Source organism: Parafilimonas sp., assembly GCF_051953455.1.
Taxonomy (GTDB): domain Bacteria; phylum Bacteroidota; class Bacteroidia; order Chitinophagales; family Chitinophagaceae; genus Parafilimonas.
The window spans coordinates 54918-77680 of the sequence record NZ_JBQCIT010000018.1 but is presented as its reverse complement, the minus strand read 5'-3'; the positions used below and the strand labels follow the sequence as shown (position 1 = coordinate 77680).

Below are 22763 nucleotides of genomic sequence, written 5' to 3'. Positions count from 1 at the left end.
AAAGGGAGAAGTGCAAGCAAAGGCTTTGCCCATATTCAATAATTCCATACCTTCGCGCTCCAAAATTTTAATTCCCGTAAGGCTCAACAAGAGTTCCGCCAGTGCGGAAACGCCAGCAGGGAGTAATCTTAATAAGATTATAATGCCTAAAGTTAAAACAAACTCCAGCGCAAAGAAACGCTTTAAAGTAACCGGCACAGGTGAAATTACTTTTCAGAAATCTTTCAAACGACACATTCTTACCAAGAAATCTACCAAGCGCAAAAGAAACCTTCGCATGAAAGGTGTGGTAGCAGCGCCTAACAAAGATTTTGTAATGCGCTTATTGCGTTTGAAAGGATAATTCCTTCTCCTCAAAAATCAAGTAAAAAATTAATTCACCAATTTTAGAAGAAGATAAACCGTAAATCTGAAATCTAAAATCTTAAATAATTAGATATGCCACGTTCAGTAAATGCAGTTGCATCAAGGGCAAGAAGAAAAAGAATTTTAAAACAGGCCAAAGGTTTTTACGGTAAGCGTAAGAATGTATATACTGTTGCCAAAAATATTGTTGAAAAAGGTCAAACCTACGCTTATGTAGGCCGCAAGGTGAAGAAGCGTGATTACCGCCAGCTTTGGATAGTTCGTATTAACGCAGCCGTAAGGGAAGAAGGTTTAACGTATAGCGAATTTATTCATAAGCTTAACGAAAAAGGCATTGAGCTGAACAGGAAAATTCTTGCAGATCTTGCTATGAATGAGCCTGAAAGTTTTAAAGCATTGATTGCTTCAGTTAAATAACATTAGAAAAAAACAAAAATTTAATCCCGCGCTTGCGGGATTTTTTATTTTGATTATTGCAATCAATTACTTTTGTTGGCTCTTGTCAAAAAAAATTATGAACTCGAACAGGAAATGACAAATACTTACACCTCGCTTGTTAAGCAAACTTTCCATTTTCCACAGGAAGATTTCGATTTAAACGATAACGGATACCTTGAATTTAACGGGCTGGATATTAAAGCACTGATTGACAAATATGGCACGCCCCTGAAACTCAGTTACCTTCCTAAAATAGGTATGCAGATTAACAAGGCTAAAAAAATGTTTGAAGCGGCTTTCAAAAGACATAAATATGAAGGCGCTTACAATTATTGCTATTGCACCAAAAGTTCTCATTTTTCTTTTGTGGTGGAAGAGGCTTTAAAGCATAATATACATTTGGAAACCTCGTATGCCTACGATATAGAAATCATTAACCAGCTTTATAAGCGCAAGAAAATAACGAAAGATATCTTTATTATCTGCAATGGCTTTAAACAAAAAGGCTATACGTCAAGAATAGCAAGGCTTATTAACACTGGCTTTAATAATGTAATACCCGTTCTTGACAATAAAGCTGAATTGCAGCTATATAAGCGCAGTGTAAGAAAACCGTTTAAATTAGGCATTCGCGTGGCGGCAGAAGAAGAGCCAACGTTTCCTTTTTATACATCGAGGCTTGGTATAAGGGCAAAAGACATTCTTGAATTTTATGTGGATGAGATTGAAGGTTATGAAGATAAGTTTCAGCTTAAGATGCTGCACATATTTTTAAACAAAGGTGTTAAAGATGATATTTATTATTGGAGTGAATTAAATAAGATTATTAACCTGTATTGCCAGTTAAGGAAAATTTGCCCTGAGCTTGATTCCATTAATATCGGCGGTGGTTTCCCTATAAAACATTCCCTTGGGTTTGAATACGATTACCAGTTCATGATACATGAAATTGTAGGTAACATAAAAAAAGCCTGCAAAAAAGCAAAAGTGCCCATGCCTAATATTTTCACGGAATTCGGCAGCTTTACGGTTGGCGAAAGCATGGCGCATATTTACAGCGTGGTGGGGGAGAAGGTGCAGAATGACCGTGAACGCTGGTACATGATTGATTCATCATTCATAACAACTCTACCAGACACATGGGGTATTGGTGAAAAGTTTTTAATGCTGCCGGTAAACAAGTGGGAAAACGAATACCAGCGCGTGGTGCTTGGCGGCATGACGTGTGACAGCCACGATTATTACGACTCCGAAGAACATATTAATGAAGTGTTTTTACCAAAGCTGGAAAGTGAAGGCAACGGTAATGATCCGGCAAATAAAGAACCGCTGTATGTTGGGTTCTTTCACACCGGCGCCTACCAGGACCAGATAAGCGGTTATGGCGGAATAAAGCATTGTCTTATTCCTTCTCCAAAACATGTAATTGTTGGATATGATAAAAATGGGAAATTAACAGACTGGCTGCACGCTAAACAGCAAACGGCACAAAGTATGTTAAAGATATTAGGTTATTTATAGGTGTTTTAAACCTTGGGTTTTTGCATACATCCTATACACTCCTAAAATAAATTATCATGAAGAAATTATTAGTTACAATGTTTATCGCGACTGTGTTTTTCACAGTTTCCGCATCTGCACAGCCTGGCAGCAGAGGCGACAGGGTTAAACAATATTTAACCGATTCATTAGGCGTATCTGCTGTTAATGCAGATTCTGTAATGGCAATCTCCCAGCGCTCAATGCAGCAAATGCGCAGCATTATGCAGGACCAGTCACTAAGCCGGGATGACAAAAGAGAAAAAGCAAAACCCATTCGTGATGCAGCCAAGGAAGAAATGAAAAAATACCTTACCGCAGACCAGTTGCAGAAACTTGATCAAAAACAAATGGAATGGAGACAAAACAGGCGCGGCGGTAATGGCGGCAGAAGATAATCATTGAAACATTCGTATATAAAAAAGTTCCGGCAACGGAGCTTTTTTTATACCCGTACTTTTTTACAATGTGCTTACCGGGAGCTTTCTTTTATCTTTCAATAACCGCAGCATTTGTAATACCACCGCAATAAATATCAGAGCAAAACCAAAATAAAAATACCTGCTTAAACTTTCATTTTCTTTATAAAGAATAAAGGCAAGAATAATTCCATAAACAGGTTCCAGTGTAAGCGTAAGGTTTACCGTAAAAGCGCTCACCTGTTTTAGTGCATTGATGTATAAAATGAACGTTAGTATGGTGCAGAACCAGCTTAAAATAATCAGCCACAGCCAGTCGAGCTGCTGGGGTATATGTTGTGCTGAAGGAAACAGCATATTATAAAAAGGCAATAAAATGCTCAGGCCAACAAAGCCGCCTGTTAACTGGTATAAAGTGATGGCATCATGCGTGTAACCGCTGATTAATTTCTTATTCATTACGGATACAATTACCGTTAACAGTGCAGCCACTAACCCTATATAAATACCCACAGAAAAATGAAGGTTCGTGGCATAAATTATTATAATACCGCCCAAAGCAAAAAGGCCCAGCACCAACTCAAATATATTTATTCTTCTCCTGAAAAATAGTGGTTCAATAACGGCGCTCATTAAGCCGGTAGTGCTGAGACAGGTTAATGCAATTGATACGTTTGAATATTTAATGCTTCCATAAAACGCAAGCCAGTGCAGCGAAAGCACAGTGCCGATGGCGGCAATTTTAAGAAAGTCTTTAAATGCAACTGCACGAATGCGATTAAGAAAATAAAACAGTACCCACAGGGTAACTACGGTTATAAACATGCGCCACCAAACCAGCCAGGCTTCATTCAACTTAATGGCACGGCCCAGCACCCCGGTAAAACCCCAGAGAAAAACAGCGATGTGCAAACGGATCAAAGCGCCCTTCATGCGTGCAAAGAAATTAAATGAACAATGAAAAGATCAAGTTTATTATTTACTTTTTCTGGATTATTTATTTTAAAGCAGAACATCCTTTTATAAATATTCTAAAGATTTTGCGATGCATATTTTATTTTGCGTTTTCCTAAGCTTATAGAGCTTGCTTCTTAAAGAGTAATAAAAAGCATTTTCATCATTAGTTAAAACTTGTTTGCACAATGAACCGTTCGCTTCCATTTATCTGCCTGGCTATATCTTTTCTGATTTCCTGCAAAAACAACACAAATAAAACTTCTGAAACAAAAGTTGATACCCTTACTGAAGCGCAGCAGCATCTTGCAGAAAATGCATTGAAAGGGTTGGAGGCGTTCGATGGCCTTGCTGTGCGCACTTTTGCAACAGAACCCATGTTAAAAAACCCAACCAATATTGATGTGGATGAAAGAGGGCGCGTTTGGGTAACTGAAGCTTATAATTATCGCCCTGCAATTAACGGGAACCCAACAAATGCAGCAGGTGACAGGATAATGATTTTAGAAGATAACAATGGCGATGGCAGGGCTGACACTGCAAAGGTTTTTTATCAGGGGCCTGAACTAAATGCGCCGCTTGGTATATGTGTGTTAGGCAAACAGGTTTTGATATCTCAAAGCCCTTATGTATGGGCATTTTACGATGATGATGGTGATGATAAAGCCGACAGAAAAGAGGTAATGTTTTCAGGCATTGGAGGCGAACAGCATGATCATGGCATGCATACATTCACCTTTGGCGCTGATGGAAAACTGTATTTCAATTTTGGGAATGAAGGCAGGCAATTAAAAGATAAGAACGGCAAGCCTGTTCTCGACCAGGACGGCGATCCTATCGATTCAAAAAAATATAAACAGGGAATGGTATTTCGCTGCAATCCCGATGGCTCGCATGTGGAATGTTTGGGCCAGAACTTCCGCAACCCATACGAAGTGGCTGTAGATAGTTATGGTACCCTGTGGCAAAGTGATAACGATGATGATGGTAACCGCGGCGTTCGCATTAACTATGTTATGGACTATGGAAATTATGGTTATACAGATGAAATGACCGGCGCGGGCTGGCAGGCAAACAGGACGAACATTGAAGATTCAATCCCTTTTCGGCACTGGCATTTGAACGATCCCGGTGAAGTGCCTAATTTATTACAAACAGGCGCAGGCTCGCCAACAGGAATAGTTGTTTATGAAGGCTCATTATTGCCCAAAGAATTTCAGGGCCAGTTGATACATTGTGATGCAGGTACAAACATTGTACGTTCTTATTCCGTCACAAAAAACGGTGCAGGATATGCTGCGAAAATTATTAATATACTTGAAGGCGAAAAAGATAAATGGTTTCGTCCCGCCGATATTTGTGTTGCCCCTGATGGTTCATTGATTGTTGCGGATTGGTATGATCCGGGTGTGGGCGGGCACCAGGCTGGTGATCAAACACGGGGAAGGATTTATCGTATTGCCCCTCCTAAATCAGATTATACTATTCCCAAAGAAAATTATTCAACCCCCGAAGGCGCCATTACAGCTTTGCAAAATGCCAATCTTTCTGTTCGTTACCATGCATTCACCACATTACAATCAATGGGAACGGAAGCGGTGCCGGCATTGGAAAAATTATGGAATGATGAAAATGCAAATCCCCGCATGCGTGCAAGGGCATTTTGGGTTTTGATAAAAATGAAAAATGCAAATGCACAGCAATATATTCAACAGGCAATAAAAAGTAATAATCCCGATTTGCGCATTACAGGTTTAAGGGCGGCAAGAGAATTAAATGCTGATGTGTTAAATGTTGTTAAGCAATTGGTGAATGATAGCGATGCACAGGTGCGCAGAGAATGTGCTATCGCTTTGCATCATAACAAATCTGCTGAAGCGCCGGAATTGTGGGCAACGCTTGCCATGCAGCATGATGGCAAAGACCGGTGGTACCTGGAAGCTTTAGGCATTGGCGCCGATAAACAATGGAACGCATTTTTTAAAGCCTACCTTAACCAGGTAAAAGATCCGTTGCAATCTGCAGCATCCAGGGATATTGTGTGGCGTGCAAGAACGGATGAAGCCGTTCCTTGCCTTGCCCGGCTTGCTTCAGATAAAGATATTCCTGTTCAAAACCGTTTAAGATATTTCCGCGCATTTGACTTTAATACAGGCTCTGCAAAATCTTCTTATCTCGTAAAAATGATTACAGATAATACATCGAATGATGTATCATTAAACAAACTGGTGTTGCATGCCCTTGATGTAAAAACGGTACAGCATTCTGCTGCTGCGCAAAAAGCATTAGCGGATGTAATTGAGTCTGTGCAAAGAACACCCGAATACATAGAATTTGTAAAACAGTATGAAGTAAAAGCTGAAAACAAAAACCTTTTGCAGCTTGCCATTGACAGTGCAAACGCCGGTTTGGGAAGAGATGCCGCAAGATTATTGTTAACGTTAAAAGGTGCTGCACTTGTTCAGAAAGTATTAAATGGAAAAGACACCTTGCAAACAAAAGCATTGCTGGCAGCATTGAGTGGCGTGGGCAGCAAAGAATCAATTGACATCATTCAAAAAGTTGCGTTATCTCCTGGATATCCAATAAACATACGCAAGGATGCCGCAGGTAAAATTGGCAAAAGCTGGGGTGGTGAAGACAGGGTGCTTGAAATTTTAAAAGCAAAAAAAGTTCCTGCCGAATTGGTACCTGATGTTGTTTCAAGTGTTAGCGGCGCATGGCGTGGTTCTGTAAAAAGCAAGGCAGAAAGTTATTTGCCTGGTCACACAACAACTGCTTTAAAGAAAGCGCCAACGATGAATGAGCTTGCTGCTATAAAAGCCGATGCGGCGAAAGGAAAAGTTATTTTCATGAATACATGTTCTGTATGCCATGTAGCCGGAAACGAAGGAAAAGATTTTGGCCCGAAGCTTACGGAGATTGGTTCCAAGTATGCAAAAGATGGTTTGCTCGATGCCATTGTTCATCCTTCTGACGGAATCAGTTTTGGATATGAAGGATGGGAAATAAAAATGAAAGACGGCTCTGTTATGAGCGGCATTATTGCAAGTAACACCGAAACAGCAATGGAAGTTAAATTTCCCGGCGGCACAACGCAGCAGATAAAAACGAATGAAGTAGCCTCAAAGAAAGAAATGAAAACATCTTTAATGCCTGAAGGATTGTATCAAAACTTGAGCAATGAAGACCTGGCTAATTTGCTGGAATATCTTGAAGGTTTAAAGAAGAAGTAATTTTTAAAGAGGCGCTGTTATATCAGTTACAGAATAGTGAAGCTTTCTTGTGGCGGAAATATTATTGATACCTTACCGGCAGCATGTTTAGTTTCAATAACAATAATAGTGTAACCATTAATGCAGTTCCGGATGCTGCAATTATGTTGATGAATTTTTGCGTCTTCATATTATTGTTGAATAATTTTTCAATTACTTTAAATATCATTAATCCAATTATTCCGCCTGTAGTATTCGTAATTATATCTGTAATGTCAAAAGCCCCAATCCTGAAAATAAACTGTAGCGCTTCAAATATTAAACTTACAAGAAAGAAGAAAAAAACGTTGTTTTTAAAAGGCCATCTTTTAAATAGAACACCTGTATAAATACCAAGCGGTATAAAAATTATCACGTTCATAACGGTTTCACCAACATCAACTTTACCATTTGATGTTAAAAGATTTCTGAATGGGATTAAATTTAAGCTCCTGTTATTCATATAAGAAAATTGCACGCCTAACTTAAACAGCAAAATCCAGCACAATGCAATGAGGTAAATTATAAATAAGGTTTTCGTTAGCTTGTTCATATCTTATCTTCTTTAAAAAACACTAATAACTATAGCTGAATAAAGTATTTTCATTGCTAAGGCTTCAGTGAAGTTAAGCAGTTTAGAGGTTGTATTTAAAATTACTGCCGCCACTAATATCATCGACTTTTGCTAAGCTAATAAGTTTTTTGCGCTGCAATCAAAAACCGTATCAGTATAGAAGCAGCAGATATTGCCCTAACCTGGCCCTCTCGTTTGTGAATGATATTAATCCTCACAAAAAGAAGTTCACTTGCAGTGAAATATTAAAAGATTATTATGCTCCTCTAAATACCTCGATACTTGTTATTTTTATACAATGAAACTGCCTTATCATTTTTTAATCCTTCTGTTTGTTTGCTGTTCATTCAAATGCTTATCCCAACCTGACAAATTACCTGAACCGGTACAATTGCCCAACGGCTGGGGCTTAACGCCCACAGGCAAAAGCCTGCCGCTTGGCGATCTTCCGCTGAATATTGCAGTGTCATCATCAAAAAAATATATGGCTGTTACCAATAACGGTCAAAGTACACAGAGCATTCAGTTGATTGATGTATTGCAAGAAAAAATCCTGGACAGTATCGATATTCCCAAATCATGGTTCGGATTAAAGTTCAGTGCTGATGAGAAAAATTTATACGCAAGCGGTGGTAACGATAACTGGATTTTGAAATATGCCATCATTCATAATAAACTCGTTTTGAAAGATAGTATCAAGCTCGGCAAAAAATGGCCTGAAAAAATTTCACCTGCAGGGATTGATATTGATGATGCGAAACGGCTGATGTATGTTGTAACCAAAGAAAACAATAGCCTGTATATTATCAGTCTTACGTCAAAAGCTATTCTTCATAAAGAGCCATTGTATAATGAAGCTTACACCTGCTTATTATCGCCCGACAAAAGGAAATTGTACATTTCTGTATGGGGTGGCGATAAAATAAAAATTTTCAATACTGTAAAAAGAAAAATAACTGACAGTATTGCTGTAGGCGATAATCCCAATGATATATGCATTACCAAAAACGGTAAATATCTTTTTGTTGCCAATGCAAACGATAACAGTGTTTCCGTTATCAACATTCGACAGCGAAAAGTAATGGAAACTTTAAACGCAGCATTATATCCCAACTCCGTTCCGGGTTCAACGACAAACAGTGTGGCTTTAAGCGCTGATGAAAAAACATTATACATTGCCAATGCAGATAATAATTGTGTTGCCGTATTTGATGTAAGCAAACCTGGCAGCAGCGTATCAAAAGGCTTTATTCCCGTTGGCTGGTATCCGACATCTGTAAGAACAGCCGGCAATAAAATTTATGTAGCCAATGGCAAAGGGTTTACTTCAATGGCTAATGTTTTGTTCGACCCTTTTCATACCAATTCAACTATGGGTTATCAGAAAGGTGATAATGACCGGTATTATATCGGCGGTTTATTCAGAGGGACATTGAGCATTATTAATACACCAGATGCACAACAGTTAAGTATGTTTTCGCAGCAGGTATATAAGAATACACCATACAATAAAAATAAAGAACTTGAGTCAGCGGGGGCAACCAATAATCCCATTCCGCAAAAGATTGGCGACAGTTCGCCAATAAAATATGTTTTCTATATCATTAAGGAAAACAGGACTTACGACCAGGTTTTAGGTGATATGCCGGAAGGTAATGGCGATACATCTTTATGTTTATTCGGAGAAAAAATAACGCCGAATGAACATGCTATTTCAAGAGAATTTGTTTTGCTGGATAACTTTTATGTAAATTCTGAAGTAAGTGCCGACGGGCACAACTGGAGCGTGGGTGCTTATGCAGACGATTATCTTGAAAAAACATGGCCCACTTATTATGGCGGCCGTGGCGGCGATTATGGTGGTGAGGGCACAAGGGAAATAGCGAATAACAAAGGTGGATTTATATGGGATCATGCAGCAAGAGCCGGCGTTAGCTACAGAACGTATGGCGAATTTGCCGACGATTATAAGCCAAATATTCCTGTTTTGAAAGATCATATTTGCCCGTACTATACAGGCTGGGATTTAGACGTAACAGATACCGTTCGCTTCAATCAATGGAGAAGGGATTTTGATTCACTGGTTGCTGTTAATGCACTGCCGCATTTGAATACAATGCGGTTTGGTAACGATCATACATCGGGGTTATCAAAAGGCAAACCAACCCCGTATGCGTATGTGGCGGAAAATGATCTGGCTGTAGGAATGTTTATTGACTATTTAAGCAAAAGCCCTGTATGGCAGCAGAGTGTTGTTTTCATTTTGGAAGATGATGCGCAGGATGGCCCGGACCATGTTGATGCGCACCGGAGCACCGCATACATGGCAGGCGGGTTTGTAAAACGCGGCTTTGTTGATCATTCAATGTATTCAACCACATCCGTTTTGCGCACAATTGAATTGATATTAGGCATTCCGCCAATGAGCCAGTACGATGCATCAGCGCCATCCATGTGGAGATGTTTTCAATCAACACCTGATTTAAAGCCGTATAATATAAAGCCCTTACAGGTTGATATCAATCAAAAAAATACAGCAGAAAATGCATGGCAACGTAAAAGCGAAACATTTGATTTTACCAAAGAAGACCGTATTCCTGATCGTGCATTTACAGAAGTGATCTGGAAGGCGGTAAAAGGTATTAATGCTATTGTGCCGGCACCAAAACGGGCAGCGTTTGTAAACCAAAGTGGTAAAAATGATGAAGATGATTAGAAATCTTTATAGCTTATTTATTCATATTGTATTGTTGCCACACAACATTTTAAAATCGGAATGTTGGTTTTTGTAAATCAGGTTCAAAAGGACAAGTGCAAATAAAAATTTTGAAAAGAAAGAAGCAGTCAATTTTGCCAAAGAAAAATATATTGAAGAAAAGTTGCAGGAAGGCTTTATTATTAATGGTACTATCTAAAATACATTGCTAATAACCTCAAAATAAAAAAACTAAAGCCTGCTGCCTTTGCCCAAAAAAAGGCTGCCGTTATCCAGGCAACCTTTTCAAACACCAGGGCTTTTAATTTTATGCTAAATCAAACCTGTCTGCGTTCATTACTTTATTCCAGGCGGCTATGAAATCCTGTACAAGTTTTTCCTGCCCGTCAACGCTGCCATACACTTCTGCAACGGCACGCAATTCTGCATTGGAGCCAAATACCAGGTCGGCGCGGGTAGCGGTCCATTTAGGCTGGCCGGTAGCACGATCACTGCCAAGATATAACTCTTTGCTATCGTCTGTAGCTTTCCATGCTGTATTCATGTCAAGCAGGTTTACAAAGAAATCGTTGGTAAGCCTGCCGGGCGTTTGCGTAAATACACCATGCTTGGATCTGTCATAATTAGTATCCAATACGCGCATGCCGCCCACCAATGCTGTTAATTCAGGCACGGTAAGATTAAGCAATTGCGCTTTATCTATCAGCAACTCTTCTGTTGATACAGGAATGGTGGTTTTACGATAATTACGGAAACCATCGCCAGCCGGCTCCAGGTAGCTGAAGGATTCTACATCAGTTTGTTCCTGCGAAGCATCCATGCGGCCGGGAATGAAAGGAACAGTTATATCATGGCCGGCGTCTTTTGCTGCCTTTTCAATAGCCGCAGCGCCTGCCAATACGATCAGGTCGGCGAGTGAAACTTTTTTACCACCTGTTTTTGCAGCATTGAATTCCTGCTGAATGTTTCCCAGTGTGTCCAATACTTTTTTCAACTGCACAGGGTTATTCACAATCCAGTCTTTTTGAGGCGCCAGGCGAATGCGGGCACCGTTAGCGCCGCCACGCTTATCTGATCCACGGAAAGAAGAGGCGGAGGCCCAGGCTGTTGAAACCAGTTCAGCCACGCTTAAACCTGTTGCCAGCACTTTTGCTTTTAAGGCAGCGATATCATTATCATCTATCAATACATGGTCAACTTCCGGTATAGGGTCCTGCCATATCAATATTTCTTCCGGCACATCAGGGCCGAGATAACGGGAGCGGGGGCCCATATCGCGATGCGTTAATTTAAACCAGGCACGGGCAAACGCATCTGCAAAGGCATCAGGGTTTTCCAGAAAGCGCCTTGATATTTTTTCATAAGCCGGATCAAGTTTTAATGACAAATCTGTTGTAAGCATGGTTGGCTTATGTTTTTTTGAGGCGTCGAAAGCATCCGGTATAATATCAGGCGCATCTTTAGCCACCCATTGGTGTGCACCTGCCGGGCTTTTGGTAAGCTCATAGTCATATCCAAACAGGTTTTCAAAAAAGCTGTTGCCCCATTGTGTTGGCGTTTTAGACCAGGTAACTTCCAGCCCGCTGGTAATAGTATCAGGCCCTTTCCCCGAGCCGTAACTATTGCGCCATCCAAGACCCTGCATTTCCAGGTCGGCACCTTCAGGCTCTTTATCCAGGTGTGTGGCGGGTGCTGCGCCATGTGTTTTACCAAAGCTGTGCCCGCCGGCAATAAGCGCAACTGTTTCTTCATCATCCATTGCCATGCGCCTGAAAGTTTCTTTTATATCAACGGCGGCGGCTACCGGGTCAGGATTACCATCCGGGCCTTCGGGGTTCACATAAATCAAACCCATGTGGGCGGCAGCAAGTGGTTCTTCCAGGTTAGGGGAATGAATTTTACGGCCAGGGTCTTCATCTGTCGGAACCACGCCGTGGCTTTCAACCACGCCCTCCGAGCCCCGCGCGTAGCGGTCGTCATTGCCCAGCCATGTGGTTTCAGCGCCCCAATAAACTTCTTCTGCGGCTTCCCAGGCATCTTCGCGGCCGCCGGCAAACCCAAAAGTTTTAAAGCCCATGGATTCCAGCGCCACGTTGCCTGTTAATATCAACAAATCGGCCCATGATATTTTGTTGCCATATTTTTGTTTGACAGGCCAGAGCAGCCTGCGCGCTTTATCAAGGCTCACATTATCAGGCCAACTGTTTAAAGGCGCAAAACGCTGTTGGCCCTGACCCGCACCGCCACGGCCATCGTGTATGCGGTAAGTGCCGGCGCTGTGCCATGCCATACGTATAAACAAACCGCCATAGTGGCCAAAGTCTGCCGGCCACCAATCCTGTGAATCGGTCATAAGCGCATGCAGGTCTTTTTTTACCGCTTCCAGGTCAAGGCTTTTAAATGCTTCGGCATAGTTAAAATCTTTATCCAGCGGGTTTGATAAAGGAGAATGCAGGCGTAGTATATTCAGGTTAAGCCGGTTTGGCCACCAGTCGCGGCTTTTGGTGCCACCACCGCCAACATTATGTTTCATATTGCCATTATGAAAAGGACATTTACTGATGTCGTTAGAATTGTCTCCCATTTTATGCGTTTTTTATTGAATGAAATTTATTGAATACTTCGGGTGACAAACTTATAACATTCAGCCAATAAGCATAATCAATTAATTTTATAATTTGATAGATTAAAGCTATGATGTTGATGCCTATAACCTGGAGTTACTGTTGGCAGGAGGGTAGCGCAAATTATAAATCGTTTAAACCCTTTCCTTTAAGTATATGCTGCATATGTTTTTCAACTCGTGCTGCACGCGTTTTGGATAGTTTGGGTTGAGAAAAATAAAAAATATAGGCTCTTTGCCGCCCCGGAGTTAATGCATTAAACGCTTTTTTTAAAGCAGGCGATCTATCTAATTTATTTTGCAATTCTTCAGGAACAGTAAATTCCGCAGTCTTTTTAAGCTTTACTTTCAGGCCTGCCTTTTCAACTTCAATCGCTTCATAAATATAGGCTTTTAAAACAGGGTTTAGTTTTATTATCTGCTGAACATTTATAAACCGTACCTGGCGTGCCGACTGTACATTTTTTGTTTGCTGGATAAGGATGTTATCCGCATCATTCAGCAGAGCACCCTTGAAAAAAAGAAGCGCACAATATTCTTTAAAGCCATGTATCAGAACAATATTTCTTTCCTCAAACGTGTAACAGGGGCAGCCCCATTTCAGTTCTTCGGTCAGGCCGCAATCAAGAATGATTGCTCTTAATTGCTCATATTCTTTCTGCCATTTTGAGGCCTTGTTAAAAAAGAAATCAACTTTTGGATTCATGCTTCCATCCGGCATAATCAATTATTTTATGCATGTTTTACAATCAATAAATTAAACTCTCAGCAAACCGCGAAACCCTCTTGCTGCATAATAAGATTCAGCACCATTATGATAAGTGAAAACATGGTTGTAGCGGCGGTCACAAAAAAGGGCGCCGCCAAGTTCCCTTATTTCAGCAGGGGTAGTTATCCAGCTTGAAGTTTTTGTATCGAACTTTCCTGTTTTTTGCAGTTGCCTGTATTCGTTTTCCGTTAATAGTTGTATGCCCATTTCAGTTGCCATTTGCAGGGCACTATTTTTTGGTTTGTGCTCTTTTCTTGATTCAAGCGCTTCGTGATCATAACAAAGGCTTCTGCGGTCTTTAGGGCTTTCTGCTGAACAATCATAAAAAACATATTCGCCCGTGTTTTTATCAAATTCAACAACGTCAGGTTCGCCACCTGTTTCTTCCATTTCACGGAGCGACCACAACTTTTCAGGATTCGCTTCAAGTTTGGCCTGCACTTTATTCCATTCAAGGCCCTTGTGGCGGTGCATATTTTTTTCAAAACGGTTTCTTAGAATTTTAAGCAACTCTGCCTGTTCCGTTTGTGGTAATTGTTTTTTCATGCGTTTTGTTTATTGGTTATTTTTAAAACGATTTTTCTATCCACAGGCCTGAAATACCATGACAAAATAGTGAGAATTAATAAAAGTGTTGGTCCAAATAATTCCTTTGCTTCGTTACCCACTGTTAAATGCGAAATAATTGCCCCCGACATGAGGAAGAAAAATCCTGCATATGCCCATTCTTTCAGTAAAGGAAATTTTGGAATAAGCACAGCAATAACCCCAAGGATTTTCCAGGTGCCGATTATCGTTAGAAAATAAATGGGATATCCCAGCCCTGCAGATGTTTTCTCAACTTCTTCTTTGGTTTTGAGTAGCTGAACAATGGCAGTTGAAGTCATGCCCAGGGCTAACCAAACAGTGGCGATCCAATAAATGATTTTATTCCTTTTACTCATAATGCAGCTTTTAATCTGTTTACAATTTCCTGCAGGCGGTTATGGGCCATATTGATGCCCTGGGCAAAAGGCATTTGAAGCAGTTGCTTTTTGAATTCTTCCGACTTAAATAATATTTGCATGATAAGCCTGCTCGTATCATCTGTGAGTTTTTCAAATTCCAGGTATTCAAGCTGAACGGGAAACGGCGTGTTTTCCATTTTAAATGTTCTTGTGATTTTTTGGTTAGGTACAAATTCATGTATAGACCCATTTGCTCTAAACACCACCTTGCCTTCATGCGATGTTTCAAACTGGTAACTGCCGTGCTGCTTATTCTCCAGCTTCAGCACTTTTGTACCCATCCATTGTTCTACAATTTCAGGATCTTCATACGCTTTAAAAAGTAATTCCACAGGCAAATCAAACTCTCTTGTTATTATGATCTCCTGTTTGCCGTTTTCAGCATTAACTTTTGTTTTTCTTTCCATAAAATAATTATTTTTTGGTTTTGTATTTCTTCATAATTGTTTCCAGTTTATTAAACCTGTCGTCCCACATCTGCCGGAAGGGTTCGATAAAGTCATCTACTTCTTTCATTTTTTTTGCATTGATATAATAATAAATTTCCCTGCCGGTTTGCTGCTGTGCAAGCAGTTCGCATTCGGTGAGTATTTGTAAATGTTTTGATACCGTTGGCCTGGCAGTATCAAAGTTGGCGGCTATTGCCCCCGCTGTCATAGATTGAGATGCTGCCAGCAGCAGCAATATTGCTCTTCTTGTAGGATCTGCTATTGCCTGAAATACATCGCGCCGTAAATTCATTGTGTAGCTATTTGACTACAAATATATGTGTAGCTATTTAACTACGCAATTTTTTTTGAATTTTTTTTGAGATTGATTAATAGCGGCCAAATACCTGCAGTATTAACAAGCTGTTTTGTACGTTAATTGATTTAAGGTACTTTTGTGTTTTAAATCTATCGGTATGAAATTATCAAGACAAACCCTTTTTTTCTTTATTGTTTTAGTTATTGTAGCAACGCTTGTAAAATTTATTTGTGCGCCGCAAATAAATTTTAGCGGCTTTACGGCCGTAATTGCCATTTCATTGTTTGCGGGCTTAACCATACGCGATAAGAAGCTTGTGTTTCTTTTGCCTTTGCTGGCGCTCTTTCTCAGCGATGTTTTGTTACAGGCATTATATGCCTTAAATATTTTTCCTTTTGCCGGTTTTTACAGCGGGCAAATAATGAATTATGCTTTGTTTGTTGCCGTTGCGTTTATAGGCATTGCATTCAGGAATTATAAAACCGCAGGCGTTGTGGCATCGGCAATTATGGGCCCTACAGTTTTCTTCCTGTTTTCTAATTTTATTGTATGGAAAACGCAGGCTAATATTATGGGTTACAACCAGGATATTAGCGGTCTTTGGCAATCTTACGCTTTTGGCTTGCCGTTTTATCGCAACAGTTTAATATCAACTTTTATATTCCTCCCGGTGTTTATTGCAGTTTATAACCGCATTAAATATGGAAAATTGAGCCTTGCACATTGATTGTTTAGTGTTGTAATATTTAAAGCCTTGCCTTATTGAGCAAGGCTTTTTTATTCCGGCAGAAAGAGGATATGAATTGAAGAATTAGTTAACGATTATAATTATAAATTGAGTGTATGCAAAAAGTTTCAAAAGCAGATGTATTATTGATAGGCGCAGGCATTATGAGTGCAACACTCGGCATGCTGCTTAAGTTACTGGATAATTCCCTGCAGATAAGGATTGTTGAACGCCTCGACAGCGCTGCTGCTGAAAGTTCAGATGCGTGGAATAACGCAGGCACAGGCCATTCGGCATTTTGCGAATTAAATTATACGCCCGAAAAAGCTGATGGCTCAATTGATATTTCCAAAGCTATTAAAATAGCAGAGTCTTTTGAAACAAGCAAACAATTCTGGTCATACCTCGTGACAAATAATATTGTGGAAAAGCCACAGGATTTTATACGCTCTATTCCTCATGTAAGTTTTGTATGGGGCGATAACAACGTTAATTATTTAAGAAAGCGTTACATGGCTTTGCAGCAAAACAGTTTGTTTGAAGGCATGCAATTTTCGGAAGATGATGCTGAAATTGCCAGGTGGGTTCCGTTGGTAATGAAAGACAGGGATACGAATAATGAAGCAGTTGCTGCCACAAAAATGAACCTTGGTACAGATGTAAACTTCGGTTCGCTTACCCGCTGCATGTTCAACCGTTTATTAAAGTTTGATGATGTGCAGGTGCATTACGGCCAGGAAGTGGAAGATATTGAAAAGCATGATGACTATTGGCATGTAAAAGTAAAAGATGAAGAAACAGGCAATAACAGTTTTATTGTTGCACGCTTTGTTTTTATAGGCGCAGGCGGTGGCTCATTGCCATTATTATTAAAATCCGGTATTCCAGAAGCAGAGGGTTATGGCGGTTTTCCTGTGAGTGGCCAATGGCTGCGTTGCACTGATGAAGCAGTTATTCAACAGCATCATGCAAAAGTATATGGCCTTGCAAAAGTGGGTTCGCCGCCAATGTCAGTTCCGCATCTTGATACCCGCTGGATAAAAGGCAAACAGGAATTACTGTTTGGCCCTTTTGCAGGTTTCACCACAAAATTCCTGAGGCATGGTTCTGCATTCGATCTTTTTAAATCGGTTAAAACAGATAATATAAAGCCAATGGTTATTGCCGGGCTGCATAATATTCCGCTCACAAAATATTTAATTGAACAGCTGATGCAATCGCCAGAAGACAGGCTGGAAGCGCTGAAAGAATATTATCCTGATGCAAAGCTTGACGAATGGGAACTGGTGGTGGCGGGCTATCGCGTGCAGGTAATTAAGAAAGATGAAAAAGAAGGCGGCATACTGGAGTTTGGAACGGAAGTAGTAAGTGCTGCTGATAGAAGTATTGCCGCATTGCTGGGCGCTTCGCCGGGTGCGTCAACAGCCGTTTCTATTATGCTTGATTTACTGGCGCGTTGCTTTCCTGAAAAATTAAAGCAGGATAGCTGGCAGCAAAAGCTGAAGGAAATGATCCCTTCTTACGGCAAATCTTTAAAAAATGACAGCGCATTGCTTGCCCGGGTGAGAAAAAATACCACCGGAGTATTAGGATTAGAACTCTGATGATTTTAAAATCGATGCGGCAAACATTGTTGTATTATTAGATTAATTGTTAACAATAAAAATGGTCTAATTAATGGCACGAAATTTCTTTTAGTATATAAAAACATTATTTATGGAAAACAATAAAATGGTGGCTGAAGTGCTCAATGACCTTATACAAATTAATAATGACCGCATAGACGGCTATGAAAAAGCGATAAAAGAATTAAAAGCTGAAGATAATGATCTGAAAAATGCTTTTCTTGGTTATATAGACCAAAGCCGTAACCTGAGGAATGCCCTTGGTACAGAAGTAGAAGTGCTTGGTGCGGAAATGGAAGATGGCACAACTGCAAGCGGCAAAATTTACCGGGCATGGATGGATGTGAAAGCCATGTTTACCGGTAAGGACAGGCAAACTATTTTGAACAATTGTGAATATGGGGAAGATGCTGCACAAAAAGCGTATAAATCTGCACTCGAAACAGAAGGCTTGCCTGCGTACATTTTCACATTGATTACAAAACAAAAAGATGATTTAAAAAAATCCCATGATACAGTAAAAGCATGGCGCGACCAGGAAAGAATGGCGCATAAAGAAGCTTAATTATAAATGGTTTCGTACAACTAAACCTCAGCCGGATAGCGATATCCGGCTTTTTATTTATGCCATGAATTCAAATTCATTTTGCAAATTGTTTGCTTACAATCAGGTTTTTATCGCCGGGCTTATAAACATAAAAACCTTCTCCGGTTTTTACACCAAGCTTGCCGGCAGTTACCATATTTATCAGTAACGGGCAGGGTGCATATTTTGGATTTCCAAAACCTTCGAACAAAACTTTTAGTATGGAGAGGCAAACATCAAGGCCAATAAAATCTGCCAGTTGCAAAGGGCCCATGGGATGCGCCATTCCAAGCTTCATAATTGTATCAATTTCTTCAACACCTGCAATGCCTTCATATAAACTGCTGATAGCTTCATTGATCATAGGCATTAAAATTTTATTGGCTATGAAACCGGGATAATCGCTTACCACGCAGGGAACTTTGCCTAACTGTTTGGAAAGTTCAGTTACCATTTGCGTAACGGCAGGCTCAGTAAGAAAGCCATTGATTATTTCAACCAGCTTCATTACGGGCACCGGGTTCATAAAATGCATGCCGATAACTTTTTCAGGCCGTTTAGTTGCCGATGCAATTTTTGTTATAGATATAGAGGAAGTATTGGTAGCCAGTATGGCTGAAGCCGGCGCATATTCATCTATCTCTTTAAAAATTTTCAATTTAAGCCCGGGGTTTTCTGTTACAGCTTCCACAACCATATCTGCATCTACAACGCCTTCCTTTATTGATGTAAATGTTGAAATGTTAGTAAGTGAAGTTTTTTTTGTTTCCTCCGTGATTATACCCTTTGCAATTTGCCGGTCGAGATTTTTGGAAATATTTCGCAGCGCTGATTCAAGTTTTTCAGGGCTTATGTCAATAAGGTTTACATCAAAATTATTTTGTGCAAAAACATGGGCAATGCCATTACCCATAGTGCCGGCGCCTATTACGGAAACTTTTTTTATCATAGTGTTTGTATTAGTCGATAAGTTGAAATGTTGATTTGTTGACAAGTTGTAATTTCTAAACATTTCAACCATCCAGCTATTCAACTGCTCATCGCATTTTTTCAAGTAATTGTTTTCCTTCTTCCTTATATGCAGTATCATCATAAGTGCGGTTAGGCAGCTTTATAAGTTTATTTAAAACTTCCAGCGCCTTTGCCGGCTGATGGTCGTATATATACACTTTGGCAAGATCGAGATAATCCTGTGCAAAATAGGGTTCTATGCGCCGGGCTTTTTCCATATAATAAACAGCAGAATCAATTTGCGTATCCGGAATTTTATCATAGAAATCTTTCACGCCTTTCTTTTTTAACCAGCCTGAATGTATCAGTTCAAAATGCCACATGCCCAATAAATAATTTGCTTTGGCATTGTTGGGATTAGCTGTAAGCGATCTGTCGCTGTAAATTTTCACCTGTTTTATATTTTCAATTAATTGTTTATTGTCAGGATCCAGCACATTCATTTTATAATTTACCAAAGCCATTGCATAACATACATCTGAATTGGTTGAATCTTTTGCGTAAGCCTGCTGTGCATAAACTAATGCCTGCTTAAAATAATTTGTTTTGGAATTTATATCTTTCTCACGGTTGCCTATGCTGCAATTGAGTTCAGCACATTTTACCAATGCGTTTATATTTGAAGCGTCTGCTATGGCAAGTTGTTTATATTTTTCCAGGGCGCCGGCTTCATCAAACTTTAATTCGAGCTGTTTGGCTTCACGGAGCAACGCTGCATTATCCTGTGCAAAAATCTGTAGTGATAAAACCATGCAGGTAATAAAAACAGGTAATCTTTTCAATTTAAAATTCATGGTGAAAACTACGGATTTTGTTTAAGATCATTGCGCTTTGCGGTATAGGCTGCAACAACGCTGCCGTTGAAAAACGGGATAGGCGGATTTAATTTTCTAATGCTCACTTCCAGTTCCTGCACGCTTAAAAATTTTCTAAAAATTTCATTCGCTACTTCTGTAGCAATAGTTTCAAGCAGGCGGGTAGGTTTTTCCATGCGTTGCTTTACCAGCGTGTATAATTGAGTGTAATCTATTGTTTCAGCCAAATGACGAACCGGTATTGCAGCCGGTTCAAAATATACAATAAGATTTACTTCAAAATTACCACCAGCCTTGCTTTCTTCTTCATGCACGCCATGATATGCATGAAACTGCATTTTGCTCAATTCAATTTTAAGCATAAACAAATCTATATTTCAACTTAACAGTAGCAAAAATAAAATCGTTAATCATTTGTTTGCAGGGCGGCATGAATTAATTATAACGTGATAAATAATTTCCAAAACCCCTTAGATGAACATCTGCACCAATAAATTATTTATCGCTATATAATGGCGATTTCTTCAATAAATACTGGATAGTGCTTTTATATGCATCTAATGTGCTCCAGAAGGAATCACGGTCGCGGCCAAAAATCTTGTCACCGGTATCTTTATAAATCTCCATCAGCACAGATGTTTTATAGTTTTGCTGCGTTGATGTGGAGCTGTAAACATTGCCAGAAGTTTTTGAATTGTTCCCTTTTTTATCACTTCCGTTTTTTGTTTTCTCGTCATATGTTGCGCTGCCGGATGAAGTAAGGCTTACTGCGTTTGTAGTAACAGTGCCCCGTATTATATATTCCACGCCGAGCAAATTACATAACTGCTGATTGGTAAAATTTCGTATGTTTTCAAATGAAATTCCTGCAGTTCCAAGTAAGGCATTAGTATTAGAGGGGTCTTGCAAACTAAAGGTTGTTGACTTGCTTAAATAAGTATAACATTCTTCCTGCGCCTTATATCCCCACTCAATACTGTTTTGCTGGTTAAGGCTTAAAAAGCCAAAAGGCAGTATGGCCACTTTATTGCGATGATCCGCATTTGCTTCGCTTGTTTTTGTATTGGTAGTAGCGATTGTATTGGCTATCGGCTTAAGACCTTCAAAACTTTGTACACGCCCGCTTGCAAAAACAATTTTTCCTATATCAGTTTTTTTGAAATTATATCCAAGCGTTTCTCCTTTATAGGTAAAGCTGATGGCGCTATCATTAATGGCGGTAACCTTCCCCACGTTTATGTCGCCGTTTTTCATATAAACGGAATCATAGGTTTCCTGTGCATTAACTGTGCCCCAACAAAACAATGCTGCTATAATGAATAAGATATTTTTCATGCATATGGTTTTAAATAATGCTGCTTTTTTTACAAAAGCTAAGAAACGAAATTGATTTAAAGGTTATAAAAAAAGCTGTAAGAGATGCTAAAAAAGATTAATGAACTGTAATGGCCGGCTGTTTATTTTTGCTCCAAATTAATGCATGATTTTTTTGTCAATCCTTATTTTAATCTTTATAGTCGCTACAATCCTGGTTTTTCGCCTGCCCGGCTTTGGCAGGCTTCCTTCAGGAAAACGGCTGGAACGAATGAAAGCCTCACCCAATTATAAAAACGGTTCATTTCAGAATGAAAGTTATACACCAAGTATTGTAGAAGGCACGAGCATGCTTAAGGTATTAAAGGAATTTTTTTTTGAAAAAAAAGAAAGAAGAAAACCTTCAACGGAAATCCCTTCGGTAAAAACTAACCTGCATGCTATTGATATTAATAAGAACGTGCTGGTTTGGTTTGGGCATTCATCTTATTACATGCAGCTTGATGGCAAACGCATATTGGTTGATCCTGTTTTTTGCGGGCATGCTTCACCTTTTTTCTTTAGCGTAAAAGCTTTTGCAGGCACCGAGGTTTGCGCGGCTGTTGATGTGCCTGAAATTGATTTGCTGATTATAACACATGATCACTGGGACCACCTGGATCATGCAACTGCAAAACAAATTCAGCCAAAAGTAAAACACGTAATAACCGGGCTGGGCACAGGAAGCCATCTTGAACGCTGGGGTTATAATAATAATATTATTACGGAGATGGATTGGAATGAAGATGTTTCGCCTTTGCCAGGATTTAAAATATCTTCTATACCGGCGAGGCACTTCTCGGGCCGGGGATTAATCAGGAATAAAACGCTCTGGCTTTCGTTTATTTTGGAATCACCAACAAAGAAGATTTTTATTGGCGGCGATAGCGGGTATGATAAACATTTTGCAGAAACCGGCAAAAGGTTCGGCCCATTCGATCTCGCTATAATTGAAAATGGCCAGTATAATCAAAGCTGGAAATATATTCATATGCTGCCGGATGAAGTAGTAAAGGCTGCTAAAGAATTAAATGCAAAACGCGTAATTCCCGTTCATTCCGGCAAGTTTGCCCTGGCATTGCATGCCTGGGATGAACCGCTTAAATTAATAACCGAAAATAAGGAAGCCTATCATCTTAATATTATCACGCCAATGATAGGAGAGGTGGTTAATCTGGATAATGAAAACCAGGACTTCTCTAAATGGTGGGAAGGAATTGATTAAAGAAATATGTTCTTT

22 protein-coding genes are annotated in these 22763 nt (G+C 39.8%); 10 read left to right on the top strand and 12 right to left on the bottom strand.

What is annotated here, in order from left to right; genetic code table 11:
- Positions 1–142 precede the first annotated feature (142 nt).
- The 4 genes from rpmI to ACTHN6_RS07595 all read left to right on the top strand — a co-directional run bounded on the left by rpmI (position 143) and on the right by ACTHN6_RS07595 (position 2741).
- Positions 143–343, top strand: coding sequence for a 50S ribosomal protein L35 (gene rpmI, locus ACTHN6_RS07610; RefSeq protein ID WP_440435142.1), 201 nt, complete (start codon positions 143–145; stop codon positions 341–343).
- Positions 344–438: 95 nt separating this feature from the next.
- Positions 439–783, top strand: a complete 345-nt coding sequence (gene rplT, locus ACTHN6_RS07605; protein WP_440435141.1) for a 50S ribosomal protein L20 — start codon at positions 439–441, stop codon at positions 781–783.
- Positions 784–897: 114 nt separating this feature from the next.
- Positions 898–2325, top strand: a complete 1428-nt coding sequence (locus ACTHN6_RS07600) for an arginine decarboxylase (RefSeq protein ID WP_440435202.1) — start codon at positions 898–900, stop codon at positions 2323–2325.
- Between the two features lie 56 nt (positions 2326–2381).
- Positions 2382–2741 (top strand): hypothetical protein, encoded by a 360-nt coding sequence (locus ACTHN6_RS07595; RefSeq protein ID WP_440435140.1) that lies wholly within the window; start codon positions 2382–2384, stop codon positions 2739–2741.
- Between the two features lie 63 nt (positions 2742–2804).
- On the opposite strand, the gene ACTHN6_RS07590 is transcribed toward ACTHN6_RS07595, so the two are convergent.
- Positions 2805–3695 carry a DMT family transporter gene (locus tag ACTHN6_RS07590; RefSeq protein ID WP_440435139.1) on the bottom strand — a complete coding sequence of 297 codons (891 nt, stop codon included), beginning with the start codon at positions 3693–3695 and terminating at the stop codon, positions 2805–2807.
- A 209-nt stretch (positions 3696–3904) separates the two neighbouring features.
- Here ACTHN6_RS07590 and ACTHN6_RS07585 point away from each other — a divergent pair, with 209 nt between their 5' ends.
- Positions 3905–6952, top strand: coding sequence for a PVC-type heme-binding CxxCH protein (locus ACTHN6_RS07585; protein ID WP_440435138.1), 3048 nt, complete (start codon positions 3905–3907; stop codon positions 6950–6952).
- Positions 6953–7013: 61 nt separating this feature from the next.
- Here the strand turns inward: ACTHN6_RS07585 and ACTHN6_RS07580 are convergent, their stop codons facing one another.
- Positions 7014–7523, bottom strand: coding sequence for a VanZ family protein (locus ACTHN6_RS07580; RefSeq protein WP_440435137.1), 510 nt, complete (start codon positions 7521–7523; stop codon positions 7014–7016).
- A gap of 319 nt (positions 7524–7842) precedes the next feature.
- Between ACTHN6_RS07580 and ACTHN6_RS07575 the strand changes: the two genes are divergently transcribed.
- Entirely contained in the window at positions 7843–10260 is a 2418-nt protein-coding gene (locus ACTHN6_RS07575) for a bifunctional YncE family protein/alkaline phosphatase family protein (RefSeq protein WP_440435136.1), read from the top strand.
- Positions 10261–10567: 307 nt separating this feature from the next.
- Here ACTHN6_RS07575 and katG read toward each other — a convergent pair whose 3' ends face one another.
- The 6 genes from katG to ACTHN6_RS07545 form a co-directional block, all read right to left on the bottom strand.
- Positions 10568–12844, bottom strand: coding sequence for a catalase/peroxidase HPI (katG, locus tag ACTHN6_RS07570; RefSeq protein ID WP_440435135.1), 2277 nt, complete (start codon positions 12842–12844; stop codon positions 10568–10570).
- A 163-nt stretch (positions 12845–13007) separates the two neighbouring features.
- The gene (locus tag ACTHN6_RS07565; RefSeq protein WP_440435134.1) at positions 13008–13604 is read right to left on the bottom strand and encodes a YdeI/OmpD-associated family protein; all 597 of its coding nucleotides are present in this window, start codon (positions 13602–13604) and stop codon (positions 13008–13010) included.
- Positions 13605–13640: 36 nt separating this feature from the next.
- Positions 13641–14198 carry a DUF4256 domain-containing protein gene (locus ACTHN6_RS07560; protein ID WP_440435133.1) on the bottom strand — a complete coding sequence of 186 codons (558 nt, stop codon included), beginning with the start codon at positions 14196–14198 and terminating at the stop codon, positions 13641–13643.
- Positions 14195–14596: a DoxX family protein gene (locus ACTHN6_RS07555; RefSeq protein WP_440435132.1), complete on the bottom strand. Its 402-nt coding sequence runs from the start codon at positions 14594–14596 to the stop codon at positions 14195–14197. Before ACTHN6_RS07555 ends, ACTHN6_RS07560 begins: the two co-directional genes overlap by 4 nt.
- A complete protein-coding gene (locus ACTHN6_RS07550; protein WP_440435131.1) occupies positions 14593–15066 on the bottom strand; it encodes an SRPBCC family protein in 474 nt (157 codons plus the stop codon). Before ACTHN6_RS07550 ends, ACTHN6_RS07555 begins: the two co-directional genes overlap by 4 nt.
- 7 nt (positions 15067–15073) lie before the next feature.
- Complete coding sequence (locus ACTHN6_RS07545) at positions 15074–15400, bottom strand: ArsR/SmtB family transcription factor (RefSeq protein WP_440435130.1); 327 nt, start codon at positions 15398–15400, stop codon at positions 15074–15076.
- Between the two features lie 163 nt (positions 15401–15563).
- Between ACTHN6_RS07545 and ACTHN6_RS07540 the strand changes: the two genes are divergently transcribed.
- From ACTHN6_RS07540 to ACTHN6_RS07530, 3 genes are all read left to right on the top strand, one after another.
- A complete protein-coding gene (locus ACTHN6_RS07540) occupies positions 15564–16133 on the top strand; it encodes a DUF6580 family putative transport protein (RefSeq protein WP_440435129.1) in 570 nt (189 codons plus the stop codon).
- Between the two features lie 116 nt (positions 16134–16249).
- Positions 16250–17737 carry a malate:quinone oxidoreductase gene (locus tag ACTHN6_RS07535; RefSeq protein WP_440435128.1) on the top strand — a complete coding sequence of 496 codons (1488 nt, stop codon included), beginning with the start codon at positions 16250–16252 and terminating at the stop codon, positions 17735–17737.
- A gap of 112 nt (positions 17738–17849) precedes the next feature.
- The gene (locus ACTHN6_RS07530) at positions 17850–18323 is read left to right on the top strand and encodes a ferritin-like domain-containing protein (protein WP_440435127.1); all 474 of its coding nucleotides are present in this window, start codon (positions 17850–17852) and stop codon (positions 18321–18323) included.
- A gap of 76 nt (positions 18324–18399) precedes the next feature.
- On the opposite strand, the gene ACTHN6_RS07525 is transcribed toward ACTHN6_RS07530, so the two are convergent.
- From ACTHN6_RS07525 to ACTHN6_RS07510, 4 genes are all read right to left on the bottom strand, one after another.
- A complete protein-coding gene (locus tag ACTHN6_RS07525) occupies positions 18400–19293 on the bottom strand; it encodes a 3-hydroxyacyl-CoA dehydrogenase family protein (RefSeq protein ID WP_440435126.1) in 894 nt (297 codons plus the stop codon).
- Between the two features lie 88 nt (positions 19294–19381).
- The gene (locus ACTHN6_RS07520) at positions 19382–20149 is read right to left on the bottom strand and encodes a tetratricopeptide repeat protein (RefSeq protein ID WP_440435125.1); all 768 of its coding nucleotides are present in this window, start codon (positions 20147–20149) and stop codon (positions 19382–19384) included.
- Between the two features lie 8 nt (positions 20150–20157).
- Positions 20158–20532: a dihydroneopterin aldolase gene (gene folB, locus ACTHN6_RS07515; protein WP_440435124.1), complete on the bottom strand. Its 375-nt coding sequence runs from the start codon at positions 20530–20532 to the stop codon at positions 20158–20160.
- A gap of 133 nt (positions 20533–20665) precedes the next feature.
- Positions 20666–21505, bottom strand: coding sequence for a hypothetical protein (locus tag ACTHN6_RS07510; protein ID WP_440435123.1), 840 nt, complete (start codon positions 21503–21505; stop codon positions 20666–20668).
- 145 nt (positions 21506–21650) lie between these two features.
- On the opposite strand from ACTHN6_RS07510, the gene ACTHN6_RS07505 reads away from it, so the two are divergent.
- Entirely contained in the window at positions 21651–22748 is a 1098-nt protein-coding gene (locus ACTHN6_RS07505) for an MBL fold metallo-hydrolase (protein ID WP_440435122.1), read from the top strand.
- Positions 22749–22763: the final 15 nt, after the last annotated feature.

Excerpts from the sequence above, each read along its gene's own strand:
- katG (WP_440435135.1), bottom strand. The coding sequence starts at position 12,844 with ATGGGAGACAATTCTAACGACATCAGTAAATGTCCTTTTCATAATGGC.
- ACTHN6_RS07565 (WP_440435134.1), bottom strand. The coding sequence starts at position 13,604 with ATGCCGGATGGAAGCATGAATCCAAAAGTTGATTTCTTTTTTAACAAG.
- ACTHN6_RS07600 (WP_440435202.1), top strand. The coding sequence starts at position 898 with ATGACAAATACTTACACCTCGCTTGTTAAGCAAACTTTCCATTTTCCA.
- rpmI (WP_440435142.1), top strand. The coding sequence starts at position 143 with ATGCCTAAAGTTAAAACAAACTCCAGCGCAAAGAAACGCTTTAAAGTA.
- rplT (WP_440435141.1), top strand. The coding sequence starts at position 439 with ATGCCACGTTCAGTAAATGCAGTTGCATCAAGGGCAAGAAGAAAAAGA.
- ACTHN6_RS07510 (WP_440435123.1), bottom strand. The coding sequence starts at position 21,505 with ATGAAAAATATCTTATTCATTATAGCAGCATTGTTTTGTTGGGGCACA.
- ACTHN6_RS07525 (WP_440435126.1), bottom strand. The coding sequence starts at position 19,293 with ATGATAAAAAAAGTTTCCGTAATAGGCGCCGGCACTATGGGTAATGGC.
- ACTHN6_RS07535 (WP_440435128.1), top strand. The coding sequence starts at position 16,250 with ATGCAAAAAGTTTCAAAAGCAGATGTATTATTGATAGGCGCAGGCATT.
- ACTHN6_RS07595 (WP_440435140.1), top strand. The coding sequence starts at position 2,382 with ATGAAGAAATTATTAGTTACAATGTTTATCGCGACTGTGTTTTTCACA.
- ACTHN6_RS07530 (WP_440435127.1), top strand. The coding sequence starts at position 17,850 with ATGGAAAACAATAAAATGGTGGCTGAAGTGCTCAATGACCTTATACAA.
- ACTHN6_RS07540 (WP_440435129.1), top strand. The coding sequence starts at position 15,564 with ATGAAATTATCAAGACAAACCCTTTTTTTCTTTATTGTTTTAGTTATT.
- folB (WP_440435124.1), bottom strand. The coding sequence starts at position 20,532 with ATGCTTAAAATTGAATTGAGCAAAATGCAGTTTCATGCATATCATGGC.
- ACTHN6_RS07555 (WP_440435132.1), bottom strand. The coding sequence starts at position 14,596 with ATGAGTAAAAGGAATAAAATCATTTATTGGATCGCCACTGTTTGGTTA.
- ACTHN6_RS07505 (WP_440435122.1), top strand. The coding sequence starts at position 21,651 with ATGATTTTTTTGTCAATCCTTATTTTAATCTTTATAGTCGCTACAATC.
- ACTHN6_RS07585 (WP_440435138.1), top strand. The coding sequence starts at position 3,905 with ATGAACCGTTCGCTTCCATTTATCTGCCTGGCTATATCTTTTCTGATT.
- ACTHN6_RS07575 (WP_440435136.1), top strand. The coding sequence starts at position 7,843 with ATGAAACTGCCTTATCATTTTTTAATCCTTCTGTTTGTTTGCTGTTCA.
- ACTHN6_RS07550 (WP_440435131.1), bottom strand. The coding sequence starts at position 15,066 with ATGGAAAGAAAAACAAAAGTTAATGCTGAAAACGGCAAACAGGAGATC.
- ACTHN6_RS07545 (WP_440435130.1), bottom strand. The coding sequence starts at position 15,400 with ATGAATTTACGGCGCGATGTATTTCAGGCAATAGCAGATCCTACAAGA.
- ACTHN6_RS07560 (WP_440435133.1), bottom strand. The coding sequence starts at position 14,198 with ATGAAAAAACAATTACCACAAACGGAACAGGCAGAGTTGCTTAAAATT.
- ACTHN6_RS07520 (WP_440435125.1), bottom strand. The coding sequence starts at position 20,149 with ATGAATTTTAAATTGAAAAGATTACCTGTTTTTATTACCTGCATGGTT.
- ACTHN6_RS07580 (WP_440435137.1), bottom strand. The coding sequence starts at position 7,523 with ATGAACAAGCTAACGAAAACCTTATTTATAATTTACCTCATTGCATTG.
- ACTHN6_RS07590 (WP_440435139.1), bottom strand. The coding sequence starts at position 3,695 with ATGAAGGGCGCTTTGATCCGTTTGCACATCGCTGTTTTTCTCTGGGGT.